The sequence below is a fragment of the Winogradskyella litorisediminis genome, from assembly GCF_042675765.1.
Taxonomy (GTDB): domain Bacteria; phylum Bacteroidota; class Bacteroidia; order Flavobacteriales; family Flavobacteriaceae; genus Winogradskyella; species Winogradskyella litorisediminis.
In genome coordinates, this window is record NZ_JBHTJL010000003.1 from 271,546 (window position 1) to 288,153 (window position 16,608).

The following is a 16,608-nucleotide window of genomic DNA, read 5'->3' on the forward strand; positions in this document are numbered from 1 at the left end:
ATTTCGTAAATATTGAATAAATAGATGATTTTTGAAAATTTTGAGAGGTGTAAAATATTGAAAAATTTACGTGTTAAAATATGATTTCTTCAAAAAAAAAACTCTCAACTGCATCTCAAAGTAACAGTTATAAAAAAAACTATAAAAATCGACTGTGCCAACTTTCGCTTGCTGGTACTTCCCAGTTTTCTTTGTATTCGGCAATATTATTAACCAAATTATTAAAAACTATAGTGTTTTTTGAAACTGCTTTTTGCTTGGCCATCTTTTTAAAATCTAATAATGGTTTATGAGCAATAAATTCGCCTTGCTTGTAAGACACATTCATTTTATCCATTAAATCGACATTGTATTCTTTTTCTAATTGTTGAATAAAATGTACTGATGCATCGATAGAACAACCAGTCGCAATATTTAAATTTTGGTTTAAAGCAATAACTATAAAACGCTTATATTTAATTTCGAAACCCGCTTGAAGGTCTTTGCCATGTGCCGTCCAAACCTCTATAAATTGTCTGAGCTTATCCTCTATTTCTTTTATTTCAGAGTCTGAAAATGACCGGTTAGCTTGGTAAATCCAAATTCTAGACTCTTCGGGTAATGTGTTAAAATCTACTAGCATTTTTTTCTTTTTTCAAATATATAATTTACATCCAATCTTTGTTCTCAAACTCAACTTTAAACAATAAAAAGTTTTTTATTTGTTGTCCAAAAGCAATAGGAATGTGTGGGATTTTTAAAGATTTGCCTGCAGTATAAATAACCAATGTGCCTAAATTTCTTCTTTTTTGAAATATAGTTTGATTAAAACTTACAGCTTGCGTTTTATGTAGCTCTGCAACAGTTTTTACGGTACTTATAAAATTCCCGCTACCTATTGTTATAAGTGCGTCATCAATCTTAAAATATGCTTTTTTGTAGTGATAAATAGCATTAAGGGCAATTATTGACATTATCGGAATATTAAGTAAATAATATTCTGGAGAAAAGAAATAAAACAAAATATTTAGTAGCAGTATTGGTATAATCGATATGTAAAATATACGATACATAAGATATTTATGCGGTTTGTGTTTTATATTTTCCGAATTAAGCATCGGCAATATTTCAGATAAAAATGAATTTAAATTATCTTTTTTAAGACCTATTACAGTAAATTTCTCTTTCTGTTTTTTATTTACCATCGCTTGTGTAAAACGCAATTGATACAAGCCCAAGGCTTTTTTAAAACGGTTAGTTACAACACTTGTGGTTTGTATACGAGACGTTTTTAAGCTTAAGTTGACTTTATTGAAAAGTCCTTTTGAAATTTCGAAGCCTTCTGATTGTTGGCTTACTGTTAAGTTAAAATTTTGAAGGAAGGTTCGTATAAGTGATAACAAAAACGAAACAACTATTAAAACGAAAACAATACCAGTATTAAAAAGAAGAATACCCATAAAGCTTTCTGTGTCTAAGTCAAACCAAGAAGTTACTTGAGATTTAGAATCGAGCTGGTCAAAAAAATCTTTTAAATCGCTATAAATTCCAAAAATAAAAGCCAAAATAATACCAAAGCTTCTAAAATGATTTTCGCTAATTCCTTCTAAAAATAAAAGTTTAGGAGACGCTTTAAAAAACACACTTGCATCTTCTGTCTGAACATTATCAATAGAAAATTCATTTTTTTTATCAGACTTAAGTAAGATACCTTTCAAAGCTAGTGCTTTTGGTCTGCTCAATGCTTTTATTTCAATTTCGGTAGAATCGTCACCTGCCGTTTCTATGGATAACGATACTACATTGATAATTTGTTGCAAGACATTTTGCTTTATAAAAACATTTTGGATTTTTGATTTATTTATTGAAACTTCTTCCTTATTTATTATTCCATCTTGAAGTACAAACGCAGAGTCATTGACATAAAATTTAAAATTGAGATATTTTAAAATGGCAATGCATAGAAAAATAATTAAAGTACCTATACCATAAAGTATTAAACTTTGAATTGAAATAAAACCTGAACTTCCGCCTTGAAAATACTTAAAAAAGAATGCTAATATTAATATAATTGAAGCTCTAACGATTTTATACAAACTGTATCCAAAGATTACAATAATGCCCTTGGAGGATTGCCGAGAAGGAATACTAAAGTTATACTCGCTCATTTAATATGTCAATTAAAAAAGCGTATTTATTCTCTGCAACAGATTTTGGTAATCCAGCAATTGATATATCACCACCAGATTCACCTGCAGAGTATATTTTTAATGTTGATAAGCCAAGTTTACGAGATAAAAATGAACGCGAAATTTCAATATGTTGTACCCTGTTAAAAGGCAAGGTTGTAGTTTTATTTGTTATAAAACCTGCAGAGTAAATTATATCTTTTTCCCTTAAACCGTACTTACGCGTTTTAAAATTTAAATACATAAAAATAGCCTGAATACCAATTAAAAGAAGTATACCAGCTATTGCAAACCAAAAATAATTACCTAAAAAATTTTGATTAAAAATGTATTTTATTGAAATAAGTGTAATTAATACAATGCCATAAGTAAAAATCAAATTAAAAAAAAGAATATAGATGTATTTTGAAGATATAGGCTGTAATTGTACATCTTGAAATTTTGGTAAACTATCTATATCTATTTGAGAATTTGAAAACATTTTTTTTATTAAATTTTATCTACTCGCCGAGCTCTTAAAAATTATATGATAATGAAATAAAAACTATTGGAAGTAAATTCTTTTCATTCATTAAGTATTTATTCTTGTTATATCATTTTTAATGATTTTAAAACTTTCTTTTTCACGTAACGTTTTTCGCTTAAATCATAAACATCAAGCTCATAATACTCAATTACAAAATTCTTTTTAAAATTTGATTTTTTCAATAATTCTGAACCGCTAAAGTCATTAATTATAATAAAATTATGAGTTTTCCCAAAGTCATCTTCCATATTTAGAGATGAAATGGTATTATTCTCCATTGCAATCAAAGTTGCATTGAGTTTTAGCGTATTTGTATTAGAATAGGTGATTTTATTGCTTTCCGTACTTTTTTCATCATAGGTTTCTTCTGCGTAATTTATAAGCTCCTCTTCACTAAACACATTTAAAAAATTTTCACTACACATTCCTAATAAAAACATGCCCACTTGTTCTCCAAAAGCTTCAAAATCATCTACAGGATTTTCTTCAAAATAAGTACTTCCCTTTTTACGCTCATTTAAGCTATTTATCATACAAAGACCTAGTGCCATTTGCTTTTGCTTTGGAGTTTTTCCATCAAAATTTTCTTTTTTTGATATGCACTCGCATGTATCTTCGGCTACCAATTGTAATACTTCTTCTTTTGTTTTGTCCTGTGCGTTTAAAATTAAACCGCTAGCAAGAAATAAGGTAAATAGTAATTTTTTAATCATTTGATTTTTTGTTTAAATAGTAAAAGCGAAGTGCACCTGTTGCAGCAAAAAAAATAAACCAAATAGGAATCCAATTGTAATTAATCATTCGGTTTTTGAAGTAACTTATAATAAGCAAAATAGCCGTAAAAGCTATTCCATTTTTTAAAGCAACTTTAAGCATTTGCTTATCGGTGGAATTCACTGATTATAACGTTTTTTAAATTTATTTGAAGCAATATAGATATACATACTATAACTTAATAAGCCTAACACAAAAAGCTTCAGCATTATACCACGATACCATTCTGTAGGGTTTAGAACAATTTCTATCCCATAAACAAATAACATGAGAAATAGTGGAATACCTAGAAAAACCAAGGGTGCTTTTTTAATAAGTAGTGCAGAAGCAATAATAATTGTAGGAATCAAAAACGAGATGATTGCAACAATAATATTTTGAAAAACCACTTCGTAATTTATTGCTATACCCACAATATTAAGTATAGCTACAAAAAATAATACATTTCTGCTTTTATCTAAGCTATTTTCAGAGTCTTGAATAATTCCTTTTTTACCAATAAATTTTCCGATATGTATAGATTTCTCTTTATCTGAACCTTCAAAGGGAAAATCACAAATCATGCAATTAGCATTACCAATAATATGTTCGTTTTTACAGGCAGGACAAAATTGTGCTTCCATGCATTTATAATGAATTAGCAATCACTTCTGCAACGTCTAAAACTGTAACTGAATCTTCTTTTTCTTTGGCTTTAATTCCGTCTGTCATCATGGTATTACAGTATGGACAGCCTGTTGCAATAATATCTGGCGTTGTTTCTAAGGCTTGTTCTGTTCTTAAAATATTGACATCCATATCACCTTTTTCTGGCTCTTTAAACATTTGTCCGCCACCAGCGCCACAGCATAAACCAAAACGCTTATTCTTTTTCATCTCAACTAAAGTGGCATTTGATTTGCCAAGTATGGTTCTCGGTGCATCAAATTCGCCATTAGCACGTCCGAGATAACAAGGGTCATGAAACGTAATACGCTTTCCTTTATAAGTATCGCCTTTTACAGAAAGCCTACCAGCGTCAATTAATTCTTTTATATATTGAGTGTGGTGAACTACATCGTAGTTTCCACCCAATCCAGGATATTCATTTTTTATACAGTTGAAAGAATGCGGGTCACAAGTGACAATGCGTTTTATTTCATAAGCATTAAGCACTTCTATATTCATCATTGCTTGCATTTGAAATAAGAACTCGTTTCCTGCACGTTTTGCCACATCACCAGTGTTGCTCTCTTCTGCACCTAAAACGGCAAAGTCTACACCAGCATTATTCAAAAGTTTTACAAATGCGCGTGATATTTTTTTTGCTCTATCGTCATAACTTCCAGCAGAACCAACCCAGAATAAAATTTCTGGTTGTTTACCTTCTGCCATAAATTGTTCCATGGTTTTTACCTGTAATTTTTCGCTCATCATCAAAATATTTTACTCATTAACCCAATTTAAGCGGTCTTGTTGGTTGTATGGCCAAGGTGCGCCGTTGTTTTCTATATTGGTCATCATATTGTTTAATTCCATTGGTGCGGCGCTTTCTTCCATCACCAAATAACGACGCATATCCATGATTATAGATAATGGGTCGATACTGATTGGACAAGCCTCTACACAAGCATTACACGTTGTACAAGCCCAAAGTTCTTCTTTAGTGATGTAGTCGTTGAGTAGCTGTTTACCATCGTCTTTAAATTCGCCGCCGTTTGCTTCAATATTTTTACCAACCTCGGTTAAACGATCTCGAGTGTCCATCATAATCTTACGAGGCGATAATTTTTTACCAGTTTGGTTGGCAGGACATTCGCTAGTACAACGTCCACATTCTGTACAAGTGTAAGCGTTTAATAATTGGATTTGATTTAAATCCATAACATCACTTGCACCAAATTTAGCTGGTATTTCCTCATCATCTGCGCCTTCTGCTGGCGTTGCAAATGGGTCAGCATTTGGGTCCATCATTAACTTTACCTCATTGGTAACAGCTTCTAGATTATTGAATTGCCCTTTTGGCGTCACTCTTCCGAAATACGTATTAGGAAACGCTAAAAGAATATGTAAATGTTTAGAATAATAGAGGTAGTTTAAGAAAATTAAAATACCAACAATGTGCAACCACCAAGCGGTTCTTTCAACAAATGATAACGTGGAATCTGATAAACCATCAAACCAAGGTGCAATAAATTGTGAAATTACATTCCCTGAATTCATATCTTGAAATGTTTGACCAGTTGCTTCAATGACATGTACCGAATCCGTGGCGTTCATTACCAAGAATAAGCACATTAAAACGACTTCAAAATACAGTATGATATTTCCATCGTTTTTTGGCCAACCTTTTAAACTTTTAAAACGTTTTATGTTTATAACGTTTCTTCTTGTCCAAAAGAAAATTACCGCAACTAAAACTAAAACGGCTAAAATCTCAAAACTACCAATAAGGAAACCATAAACAGACTCTGGTAAAACACTTAAACCAATACGATGCGTCCCAAAAAGACCATCAATAATGATTTCTAAAACTTCAATATTTATAATAACAAACCCTATGTAAACAATAATATGAAGTATTCCAGCGATTGGCCTTACCACCATTTTGCTTTGTCCTAAAGCTATTCGGGCCATGTTTGTCCATCGCTGAGATTTATTATCGCTTGCATCAACCTCGCGACCAAGTTTTATGTTTCTAATAAGTTTTTTAATATTTCTGGCAAAATAGCCGATGCCAGCAACAAGGAGAATTGCAAAAATTATATTTGGTACGTATTGCATAATTGGTGGTTAATTCTTTTCGTTAATTTGTTCTTCAGTCGGTGGTTCGTAAGGAATTTCTCTTTTAGACAAAATACGTCTGTAACGTGCTGGATGCAACTTTATATCTAAAATGAGTAGCTCCATTTCCTTTGAAACCGCTTCTAAATTGTTGTATAATTTATCGTCTTTTAGCAATTTACCCATTGAACCTTGACCTTGTTCTAAACCAGATAAAACACTATTAAATTTTTGTAAAGTCTCATCAAAGCTAGCAACAGCTTTAGACAATTCTGCTTTTTTTAAATCCTCAGACAATGCTGAAAAATTTTCACTCGCTTTTTGTATACTTTCTAGTGTAGCAGCAATTTTTTCATCGTTTTGTTTTACAACATCGTTAATAGAATACGATAGATTTTTAAAAGATTTAAGTGTTCTATTTAATTCTGAAATAGTTGCTTTTAATCCTTCTGGTGAAGCATCATTGACAACGCTTGTTAAACTTAACAATAAAGTGTCTGCAGAACGGATGGTTTTGTCTAGGTCTGTGCTTATTTCTGAAAAATTTCCACTTAATGAAGATATTAATCCTTTTTCAACTTCAGACTGAATGAAATCTCCTTTTTGAGCAATTGGGCCTTCGTTTGAATCTATAATTGCCAAGCCGTTTCCGCCCATTAAGCCAGTTTCATATAAACGGATAACCGAAGATTTTGAAAATTTAAGTTTTGGGTCAACAGAAAACTCTACACGTGTTTTTCCTGATTCAAAATCGTATTTGATTTTTTCGATTTTACCTATTTGATTTCCTTTTATTGTGACGGGAGATGACATGTTTAATGCATTATATTCAAACTCTGTGTAGAATTCGACTTCATCTGCAAAAATGTTTTCACCCTTAAGAAAATTAAATAAGTATATAAATAGAAGGATGCCTGATATAACAAGAACGGCTGCTTTTACTTCTCTAGAAATTTTCAATTTTTTTGAATTTTAATGTAAACAAAATTAGGAATAATAATATTAAGACCGGTTCTAATTTATGAGCTTTTAAGAGCTGTCTCTACAGATATTCGCTTTCCGTCTTTATAGGCTACAATAAAACAAGATGTATAGCCTTTAGATTTTGCAATTTCTTTAAATTCTTTAGCCTTATTATAATCTCCAGTGTAGCCAAAGTAGTATTTGTAAAGATTTCCTTCTTTTTGTCTACTAATATCTGACAAGCCTTTAAAATTATATGCTTTTGTTTCAAGCTTTTTTGAACTTGCTGCTATTTGCACTTTAAAGGTTACATCTTCTATATTTCTAGTCTCTGTTGTTACGTCTGTTTCGTTTGGTACTGTTTCGCTAATCAAATTTTCACCAACGTTACCATCAAGCTCTTTTTTATAATCTAAAATAGCATCTTTTATTGCATTTGCCATTTTTGACTGACCGGTTTTGGTGTTTAAAAAAGCGCCTTCTTTTTTGTTAGTTAAAAAACCAAGCTCAATTAAAACACTTGGCATGTACGTATTTCTAATAACGAGTAAGCTTTTTTGTTTTAGTCCTCTACTCTTTCGTTTCACTTTTTGTTTGAATGCATCTTCAACTTTACGAGCTAATAATATACTTTGCTCAACATAAACTTCTTGCTCAATACCAATGGCAATCGTAGATTCTGGAGAGCTAGGGTCAAAACCAGCATAGTTTTTTTCGTAATCATCTTCAAGAAAAATAACTTCGTTTTCGCGTTTTGCAAATTCAAAATTTCGGTCTGTATTTTTTTCACCTAAAACCCAAGTTTCAGTTCCGTAAGGTTGTGAGTTGGCTACTGAATTACAATGTATAGATACAAAAAGGTCTGCATCAGCTTTGTTTGCAATATCGGCTCGTTTCCATAGTGGAATAAATTTATCGGTTTTTCGGGTATAAATGACTTTAAAGTTATCGTTTGCTTCTAAATCTTTGCCTAGTTCTAAAATAACTTTTAAAGCGATATCTTTTTCTTTATAACCATTACCTAAATTTCCATGGTCTTTTCCGCCGTGACCTGCATCTAATACTACTATAAACTTATCTTTATTAGTTTGAGAATAGCATTGAGATGTTAAAGCTGTTATAAATACAGTAATGAATAATACTAATATGTGTTTGTAGTTCGTTTTCATGTAAATTTTAAACGGTATTAAATCAATGTTTATTACCTAATAATATTTGGCACAGTTATATTAAAAACTTTACTTGCAATTATAAATCAATCACAAAAAAATAAATGTAATTTTGGGGTTTCAAAAACCGAGCCATACTTTTACAAAAATACCATTAAAAGGTTTGCGTACAAATAGCCTAAAGATACTTTTTACTCTTAGTTTTACAGTGTTTATCAACACTCTTGGCTATGCTCAAGACATACCTCCTAAACAAAAGCCAATTAAGCCACAAGAAACACCTAAAGAGGTTATAAAAGATACAACTACAGTTTCTGTAGATTCTATATTAAATCCTTTAACAAATATAAAAGAAGTTGATTCTATTAAAAATGACAGTTTAAAACCTAAAGAATTTCTTGAAGACGTTGTAAAATATAGTGCTGATGGATATGTAAGTTTAAATAAAAAAGAAAATAAAATTTACCTCTACGACAAAGCAAAAATTACTTACCAAGACTTAGAAATTACCTCAGGAATTATTGTAATTGATAATAATACAGGGTTAATCTATGCTGGAAGATTAAAAGATTCTACAGGATACTCGCAAGCACCAGTGTTTACCCAAGCTCAAAATGTGGTTGAGCCAGACTCCATAATATTTAATAAGGATACTAAAAAAGCCATCATCTTTAATTCTAAAACTGAACAAGACGGTTTTAACATTTACGCACCAATAACGAAGCGCGAAAACGACTCTACAATATTTATGAAAGATGCCAGATTTACTACATCTGAAAATTTAGACGACCCAGAATATCAATTTATATCCAACAAAATTAAATTGGTACCAGGAAAGAAAATTGTGGTTGGACCAACATATATGGAAATATATGGCGTACCGACACCAATTGCACTGCCATTTGCCTATTTTCCATTAACTAAAGAACAAAAATCTGGTATTATTTTTCCGACTTTTGGTGAAGATACGGGTAGTGACAGAGGTTATTTTATTCAAAATGGTGGGTATTATTTTGCAATAAGTGATTATCTAGATTTAGCTGTTTTAGGAGATTATTATACCAATGGTAGTTACGGTTTGCGTGTGGAGAGTAATTATGCAAAACGCTATAAGTTTAATGGAAATGTAGCCATACGCTATGAAAATTTGTTGACTAGTGAGCGTGCTTTTCCAGACTTTACGCAAAATACGATTTACAATATCCGCTGGTCTCATAGTCAAGATGCAAAGTCTAACCCAAATTCGAGATTTTCTGCATCTGTAAATTTAGGTAGTTCTCAATTTTTTAGACAGTCTATAAATCAGAACAATATCATTAACTCACAAAATAACACATTGGCATCATCAGTGTCTTATTCAAAAACTTTTACTGGAGAACCACAGGTTAATGTAAATTTAACGGCAACGCATTCTCAAAATACACAAACTGAAACCATCAATTTAACACTACCTACATTACAAATGTCTGTCGGTCGTGTTTTTCCTTTTGCACCAAAAGTTGGTTCTAAAAAAGGAATTATACAAAACATAAACTTGCAGTACAATTCTAGAGCAGAATATAGAATTTCTACTACAGATTCCATCTTTGGGACAAGCGCTATGTTTGATGATGCATTAGCAGGAATGCAACATAGTATTCCTATTACAACAAACTTTAAAGTATTTAATTATTTTAGCGTTAGTGCTGGAACAAACTTTCAAGAAAACTGGACACTTAATACCATTAGAAGACAATTTGACCAAAATACACAAGCCGTAGTGACTACTGATGTCAATGGGTTTGATAGTTTTAGAACTTATAATTTCAATGCCAATATCGGTACAACCTTATATGGTATGTTCAACTTTAATAAAAAGAACAAAAACGCACATATACAAGCTATTAGGCATGTCGTTAGACCATCATTAAGTTACACAGTACAACCTGCATTTGACCAGTTTTATGAAACCTATGATGTTATTGACGCTAACGGATTAACAACAGACCAAGTTGAATATACCCGTTTTGAACGCTCTATTTTTGGCTCACCAGGAAACCGCTACTCTAGCTCAATAGGCTTAGATATTGGAAATAATATTGAAGCAAAAGTATTATCAAAAAACGATACAATTGATGATGCTGAGCCTCGAAAAATTTCGCTAATCAACAACCTGAATTTTAATACAAGTTATGATTTAGCTGCAGATTCATTAAATTTTTCTCCAGTGCGAATGTCTGGTGGATTAAAGTTTTTAAAAGATAAAATGTCTGTAAACTTTTCTGCAACGTTAGACCCTTACGCTTTAGACAACAATAATAACAAAGTCAATAAATTTAATATTAATAACGGAGGAAGTCTATTTAGAATGACGTCTGCAAATATTAATATGAGTTATTCCTTATCCAACGACACATTTAAACGTACTGGCAAAGATCCGGTTGACCGTGACAAAGCTGAAGCTATTAGAGCCAACGGACGTACCGATGATTTGTTTGGTGTAACAGAAGATTTTACATCACGAATTTATACCGAAGAAGATGCTGAGCGCCAAAAAGAAAAAGAAAAAAACTTAGAATACTATAATTATAAAATTCCTTGGAATTTACGCTTGGCGTATGCCGTAAATTATAGTAACACTCGGCGCGAAGACCAAATATCATCACACTCGTTAATGTTTTCTGGCGATGTTGAATTATCTCCAAAATGGAGTGTTGGTGCTTCCTCTGGCTATGATTTTTTAAATAATGGCTTTACATTTACCCAATTCCGATTTGAACGCGATTTATTAAGTTGGCGAATGAATTTTACGTGGGTTCCATTTAGTACATTATCTAGTTGGAATTTCTTTGTCGGTATAAAATCTAATTTCCTTAAAGACCTCAAGTACGAACAACGTCGTCAGCCAGACCAGCGATTGGGGAATTAGTATTTTAAAACTTAGATTTAAGAAATTATAAATAAAGGCTAAAAGCCTCAAAGATAAATTGTTTTGAGAATTTCATTGAGCACAATAAAATTATGGGCAAGTGAAAACCGAAATGATTTTTATTTAAAAAATATAAATGTGAAAAAAATAATAAACACTACCAAAGCACCTGCACCTATCGGACCATATAACCAAGCGGTTTTAGTAGGAAACACTCTTTACACTTCAGGGCAAATTGCACTTAATCCAGAAACCATGGAATTGGTTTTAGACGATATTAAAATCGAAACTAAGCAAGTCATGGAAAACATGAAAGCTGTGTTAGAAGCTGCAGATATGACGTTTGAAAACGTATTTAAAACTTCAATATTTATCAGTGATATGAATAACTTTTCACAAATTAATGAAGTTTACGCCACATACTTTGATGAAGCAACTGCACCAGCTCGCGAAACCGTTGAAGTTGCAAATTTGCCTAAGTTTGTAAATGTGGAGATTAGTATGATTGCGGTGAAATAAATTATTAAAATTTCAATTTTAAATCACACTAATCGTTTGAAAATTAAAAAAACAGAGCTAAAAGACTTTCTTGACGAAAAAGTAATTCAATATAACAACCCAAAGTTTATTGAGAGCGACCCTATACAAATTCCACATCTGTTTTCTAAAAAGGAAGACATAGAAATTATTGGTTTTTTAACAGCTACCATTGCTTGGGGAAATCGCAAAAGTATTATTACTAATGCTAATAAAATGGTGAATTTTTTAGAGAATTCACCTTACGATTTTGTATTAAATCATCAAGACAGGGATTTAGAAAAATTGTTACCTTTCGTGCATAGAACTTTTAATGGCAGTGATTTTATTCAATTTATCACAAGCTTAAAACATATATATAACAATCACGATGGATTAGAAGCCATTTTTGCTAAATATGCCGAATCTAATTCGCTTCAAAATGCAATTCATAATTTTAAAAACGTATTCTTTGAAATAGAACATTTAGAACGTACAAAAAAACATGTGAGTGACCCAAATAAAAATTCAGCGGCAAAACGCATAAATATGTTTTTACGCTGGATGGTACGTAATGACAATACTGGTGTAGATTTTGGTATTTGGAAAAAACTTTCTCCTGCACAATTAAGCTGTCCTTTAGATATACATTCTGGTAATGTAGCCCGTAAACTAGGCTTGTTAAAACGAAAGCAAAATGATGGAAAGGCATTATCAGAATTAGATAATGCATTGCGTAAATTAGACCCATCAGACCCTGTTAAATACGACTTTGCGTTGTTTGGTTTAGGTGTTTTTGAAAATTTTTAAAACCTACTAACCATTTTTTACGTAAAGTAGGTTATAACCTACTTTGTTATGATAGTACCAAAATTACATAAAAACGAAAATGAACGTCTTAAAGCCGTACAGAGTTACGACTTGTTAGATACGCTTCCCGAATCTGATTTTGACGATATTACAAAACTTATTTCAACAATTTGCGAAGTCCCAATCTCTCTGATTACTTTGCTTGACGCGGACCGAAATTTTATAAAATCTCATTTTGGTATTGAATTAAATGAATCGCCACGCGATATTTCTTTTTGTGGCCATGCTATATTGAGTGATAAAGATATTTTTATCATTGAAGACGCACGTGAAAGCGAATTGTTTAAAAATAATCCACTTTTAGAAGACTTAAAAGCTATTTTTTATGCTGGTGTACCATTAAAAAATCCTGAAGGCTATCCGCTTGGAACTTTGTGTGTATATGATCATAAACCGAGAAAACTAACTTTAAATCAAATAGAAACTTTAAAAATTGTTGCAAGACAGGTAATGAATTTGTTTGAGCTGAGACGTAAAAACAAATTACTAGAATCTGCAACTGAGCAACTTACGGTGCAAAATAAATTTTTAGAAAAATTTTCTGGTCAAGTATCGCACGATTTAAAATCACCAATAGCAAATATTAGTTCTCTCACTGAGTTTGTTAAAAACGAAAATTCTGATGTTCTATCACAAGAAACATTAGAATATTTAGATTCTATAAGTGAATCTACGGAATCGCTTCGTAAATATATTGACGGCGCACTACTTCATTACAAAGCAAGTACAAATCTAGACACAAATTTAGAGGACACAACTCTTAAAATTATTTACGATGAAATTTCAGCCATTCAAAATTTAAAGAAAAAGAATTTTAATTTATTAAATGATGCCAATCTTATTCGTATAAACAAATCCGCATTGATGCAAATTTTATTCAATTTGGTGGAAAATGCTTATAAATATAATAATAATGCTACTCCAAGAGTCGATTTAGGTTTTAAAGAGTCAGAGACACACTATCATTTTATTGTAAAAGACAATGGAATGGGAATTAGCAAAGTAGATAAAGACAAAATTTTTGATTTATTTAAGGTCGCAAATCCAAAAGATATATTCGGCAAAACTGGTACAGGAATTGGATTATTTACTGTAAAGACCATTATACAAAAATTGGGTGGTGATATTGATGTTGAATCAGAAGTAAATGTCGGAACCACTTTTAATTTTTCTATTAAAAAATAGCAATTCAAATATTTATGGATAGTAAAATGTTTGTACTATCTTGAAGGCTGATTTCAAACTATCATAAATAGCAAAACATGAAACTTTTTTTCACCTTTTTCTTAGCATTAGCTAGTGGTTATATTTTTTCTCAAAACCTTAAGGTTCCTGTAGACACTGTGTATACCACAACCAACTCAATTAAAATAAAAGGCCAATCAGTAGATTACAAAGCTATGACTGGTTTTCAGCCCGTTTGGAACGATGATGGAGAAGTTACAGCTTCTCTTTACTACACCTATTACAAACGTACAAATGATAGTAAAGGCAATAAACGACCATTAATTATTTCTTTTAATGGTGGGCCAGGTTCGGCTTCTGTTTGGATGCACATAGCCTATACAGGCCCAAAAATATTGAATATAGATGACGAAGGTTATCCTATACAACCTTATGGTGTTAAAACAAATCCAAATTCAATTTTAGATGTTGCAGATATTGTTTTTGTTAATCCTGTAAATACAGGTTACTCGAGAAAAATAAAGCTTAAAAACGGCGAATATGAAGATGATAAAACATTTTTTGGGATTAACGCTGATGTAAAGTATTTAGCCAGTTGGATTAATACCTTTGTCACTCGAAATAATCGCTGGGAATCGCCAAAATATATCATAGGCGAAAGTTATGGCGGCACACGAGTTATGGGCTTGGCATTAGAGCTTCAAAATAACCAATGGATGTATCTTAACGGTGTTGTAATGGTGTCACCAGCTGACTATAAAGTGCTGCGTGTCGGTGGACCAGTATCTTCAAGTTTAAATTTACCGTATTTTACTGCTACAGCTTGGTATCACAAAATGTTACCTGCTGAACTTCAAAATAAAGACTTATTAGATATTCTTCCAGAGGCCGAAGATTTTGCGGTTAATGAACTAATTCCTGCTATCGCAAAAGGAGGATTTATATCTGAAAACGAAAGGAAAGCTATTGCAAAGAAAATGAGTTATTATTCTGGGCTATCAGAGAAAGTTATTCTTCAACAAAATCTAGATGTCCCAAACCGCTTTTTTTGGAAAGAATTACTACGAGATGAAACCGGCCAAACTGTAGGCAGATTAGATAGTCGTTATTTGGGTATTGATAAAGTTGAAACAGGTGATGCACCAGATTACAGTGCTGAATTAACCTCATGGTTACATTCGTTTACTCCAGCAATAAACTATTACATCCAAAACGAATTAGGTTTTAAAACTGACCTCAAATATAATGTTTTTGGAAACGTTGGGAATTGGGACAGAAGCAACGATAATGTTAGGGATAATCTTAGACAAGCTATGGCGCAAAATCCATATTTAAAAGTTTTGACACAATCTGGATATTACGATGGGGCAACTACATATTTTCAGGCAAAATACAGCCAATGGCAAATTGACCCTAGTGGAAAATTAAAAGACCGCATGTACTTTAAAGGCTACCGTAGCGGACACATGATGTACCTTAGAAACGAAGATTTAATTAAAGCTAATGACGATTTGAGAGAATTTATTATTAATTCTTCGGCTAACGGAAAAGCAGCAAAGTATTAAAGCTTTCGGCGATTGCGTTCAGCTATAATTAAATCTAGCTCTCTGCTTGTTTGTCCTGCAACAGATGTGTTTTCTTCAGCTCGACGTATCAAATAAGGCATCACGTCTTTTACAGGTCCAAATGGTAAATATTTAGCTACGTTGTAACCTAGCTCTGCCAAATTAAAGCTGATGTGATCGCTCATACCATATAACTGACCGAACCAGACATTGTTATCAGATTTAGAAATCTTTAATTCTTCCATCAGATCCATGGCCAAATAACAACTTTCTTCATTATGAGTCCCAATGAAAACCGCAATGTCTTTGTTGTTTTCAAGAATATATTTTAGACCATCATTAAAATTGACATCGGTGGCTAATTTGCTTTCGCATATTGGTGACGGATAGCCTTTTTCTTCAGCACGGCTTCGCTCCTTTTCCATATAGGCACCACGGACAATTTTCATTCCTATATAAAAATTATCAGCTTTTGCACGTTCATGCAAGGCTTTTAAATAATCTAGTCTATCCCAACGGTATAATTGCAGCGTGTTATAAACGATAGCTTTTTCAGTGTTGTAAGTACGCATCATCTCTTCTACCAAATCATCTGCAGCAGACTGCATCCAACTTTCTTCGCCATCGATTAAAACTTCTACGTCTTTGGCTTTTGCGAGCTCACAAACTTTATGAAAACGCTTAACAATTCTATCCCATTCGGCTTGTTCGGCTTCAGTAAAAGCTTTTCCTGCTGATTTTATTTCGTATAAATAAAAACGACCAAATGCCGTTGGCTTAAACACCACGATTGGCATAGCTTCACGCTCATCACAAAAATTTATAATTTTTAAAATCTTTGCTAACGCGTCATCAAACTGATTTTGAGATTCTTTACCTTCAACCGAATAATCTAAAACTGAACTAACACCTTTGGTGTACATTTCATCAATAGTATTTAAACAATCTTCTTCATTAACACCACCGCAAAAATGATCAAATACCGTAGACCGAATTAAGCCTTCAACTGGTAAATTAAGATTTAAAGCAAATTTAGTTGCCGCTGTACCAATACGAACCAATGGTTCTTTAGAAATCATTTTAAACAAAAAATAAGCGCGCTCTAATTGAGAGTCTGTTTTTGTTGCAAAAGCGATTTCGGTGTTATTAAAAAGCGTTTTGTCGGTCATTCAAATTCAATTTTTCACAAAAATAGATATAA

15 protein-coding genes are annotated in these 16,608 nt (G+C 32.1%); 5 read left to right on the forward strand and 10 right to left on the reverse strand.

Translation table 11 applies throughout. The features are described from left to right. Positions 1-139 precede the first annotated feature (139 nt). From ACFQ1Q_RS01345 to ACFQ1Q_RS01385, 9 genes are all read right to left on the reverse strand, one after another. On the reverse strand, positions 140-622 hold the full coding sequence (locus ACFQ1Q_RS01345) for an ABC transporter ATPase (protein WP_386127189.1): 483 nt from the start codon (positions 620-622) through the stop codon (positions 140-142). A 25-nt stretch (positions 623-647) separates the two neighbouring features. Further along, positions 648-2,147 (reverse strand): PH domain-containing protein, encoded by a 1,500-nt coding sequence (locus ACFQ1Q_RS01350; RefSeq protein WP_386127191.1) that lies wholly within the window; start codon positions 2,145-2,147, stop codon positions 648-650. After that, the gene (locus tag ACFQ1Q_RS01355; RefSeq protein ID WP_386127193.1) at positions 2,134-2,649 is read right to left on the reverse strand and encodes a PH domain-containing protein; all 516 of its coding nucleotides are present in this window, start codon (positions 2,647-2,649) and stop codon (positions 2,134-2,136) included. Before ACFQ1Q_RS01355 ends, ACFQ1Q_RS01350 begins: the two co-directional genes overlap by 14 nt. Positions 2,650-2,756: 107 nt before the next feature. After that, positions 2,757-3,407 carry a hypothetical protein gene (locus ACFQ1Q_RS01360; RefSeq protein ID WP_386127195.1) on the reverse strand — a complete coding sequence of 217 codons (651 nt, stop codon included), beginning with the start codon at positions 3,405-3,407 and terminating at the stop codon, positions 2,757-2,759. A gap of 180 nt (positions 3,408-3,587) precedes the next feature. Next, positions 3,588-4,091 (reverse strand): hypothetical protein, encoded by a 504-nt coding sequence (locus ACFQ1Q_RS01365; protein WP_386127196.1) that lies wholly within the window; start codon positions 4,089-4,091, stop codon positions 3,588-3,590. A gap of 4 nt (positions 4,092-4,095) precedes the next feature. Next, complete coding sequence (locus ACFQ1Q_RS01370) at positions 4,096-4,881, reverse strand: (Fe-S)-binding protein (protein WP_386127198.1); 786 nt, start codon at positions 4,879-4,881, stop codon at positions 4,096-4,098. Positions 4,882-4,893: 12 nt separating this feature from the next. Next, entirely contained in the window at positions 4,894-6,231 is a 1,338-nt protein-coding gene (locus tag ACFQ1Q_RS01375) for a 4Fe-4S dicluster domain-containing protein (protein WP_386127200.1), read from the reverse strand. Positions 6,232-6,240: 9 nt separating this feature from the next. After that, positions 6,241-7,191 carry an MlaD family protein gene (locus ACFQ1Q_RS01380; RefSeq protein ID WP_386127202.1) on the reverse strand — a complete coding sequence of 317 codons (951 nt, stop codon included), beginning with the start codon at positions 7,189-7,191 and terminating at the stop codon, positions 6,241-6,243. Between the two features lie 59 nt (positions 7,192-7,250). After that, positions 7,251-8,363: an N-acetylmuramoyl-L-alanine amidase family protein gene (locus tag ACFQ1Q_RS01385; protein WP_386127204.1), complete on the reverse strand. Its 1,113-nt coding sequence runs from the start codon at positions 8,361-8,363 to the stop codon at positions 7,251-7,253. A 112-nt stretch (positions 8,364-8,475) separates the two neighbouring features. Between ACFQ1Q_RS01385 and ACFQ1Q_RS01390 the strand changes: the two genes are divergently transcribed. The 5 genes from ACFQ1Q_RS01390 (at position 8,476) to ACFQ1Q_RS01410 (ending at position 15,407) form a co-directional block, all read left to right on the forward strand. Further along, complete coding sequence (locus tag ACFQ1Q_RS01390) at positions 8,476-11,271, forward strand: putative LPS assembly protein LptD (RefSeq protein ID WP_386127206.1); 2,796 nt, start codon at positions 8,476-8,478, stop codon at positions 11,269-11,271. A gap of 138 nt (positions 11,272-11,409) precedes the next feature. After that, positions 11,410-11,790: a RidA family protein gene (locus tag ACFQ1Q_RS01395; protein ID WP_386127208.1), complete on the forward strand. Its 381-nt coding sequence runs from the start codon at positions 11,410-11,412 to the stop codon at positions 11,788-11,790. Between the two features lie 42 nt (positions 11,791-11,832). Then, positions 11,833-12,597: a TIGR02757 family protein gene (locus ACFQ1Q_RS01400; protein ID WP_386127516.1), complete on the forward strand. Its 765-nt coding sequence runs from the start codon at positions 11,833-11,835 to the stop codon at positions 12,595-12,597. Between the two features lie 48 nt (positions 12,598-12,645). Then, positions 12,646-13,842, forward strand: coding sequence for a sensor histidine kinase (locus ACFQ1Q_RS01405; protein WP_386127210.1), 1,197 nt, complete (start codon positions 12,646-12,648; stop codon positions 13,840-13,842). Between the two features lie 77 nt (positions 13,843-13,919). Continuing rightward, complete coding sequence (locus ACFQ1Q_RS01410) at positions 13,920-15,407, forward strand: S10 family peptidase (RefSeq protein ID WP_386127212.1); 1,488 nt, start codon at positions 13,920-13,922, stop codon at positions 15,405-15,407. Here the strand turns inward: ACFQ1Q_RS01410 and ACFQ1Q_RS01415 are convergent. Then, positions 15,404-16,576 (reverse strand): proline dehydrogenase family protein, encoded by a 1,173-nt coding sequence (locus ACFQ1Q_RS01415; RefSeq protein WP_386127214.1) that lies wholly within the window; start codon positions 16,574-16,576, stop codon positions 15,404-15,406. The genes ACFQ1Q_RS01410 and ACFQ1Q_RS01415 overlap by 4 nt on opposite strands. Between the last annotated feature and the right edge of the window lie 32 nt (positions 16,577-16,608).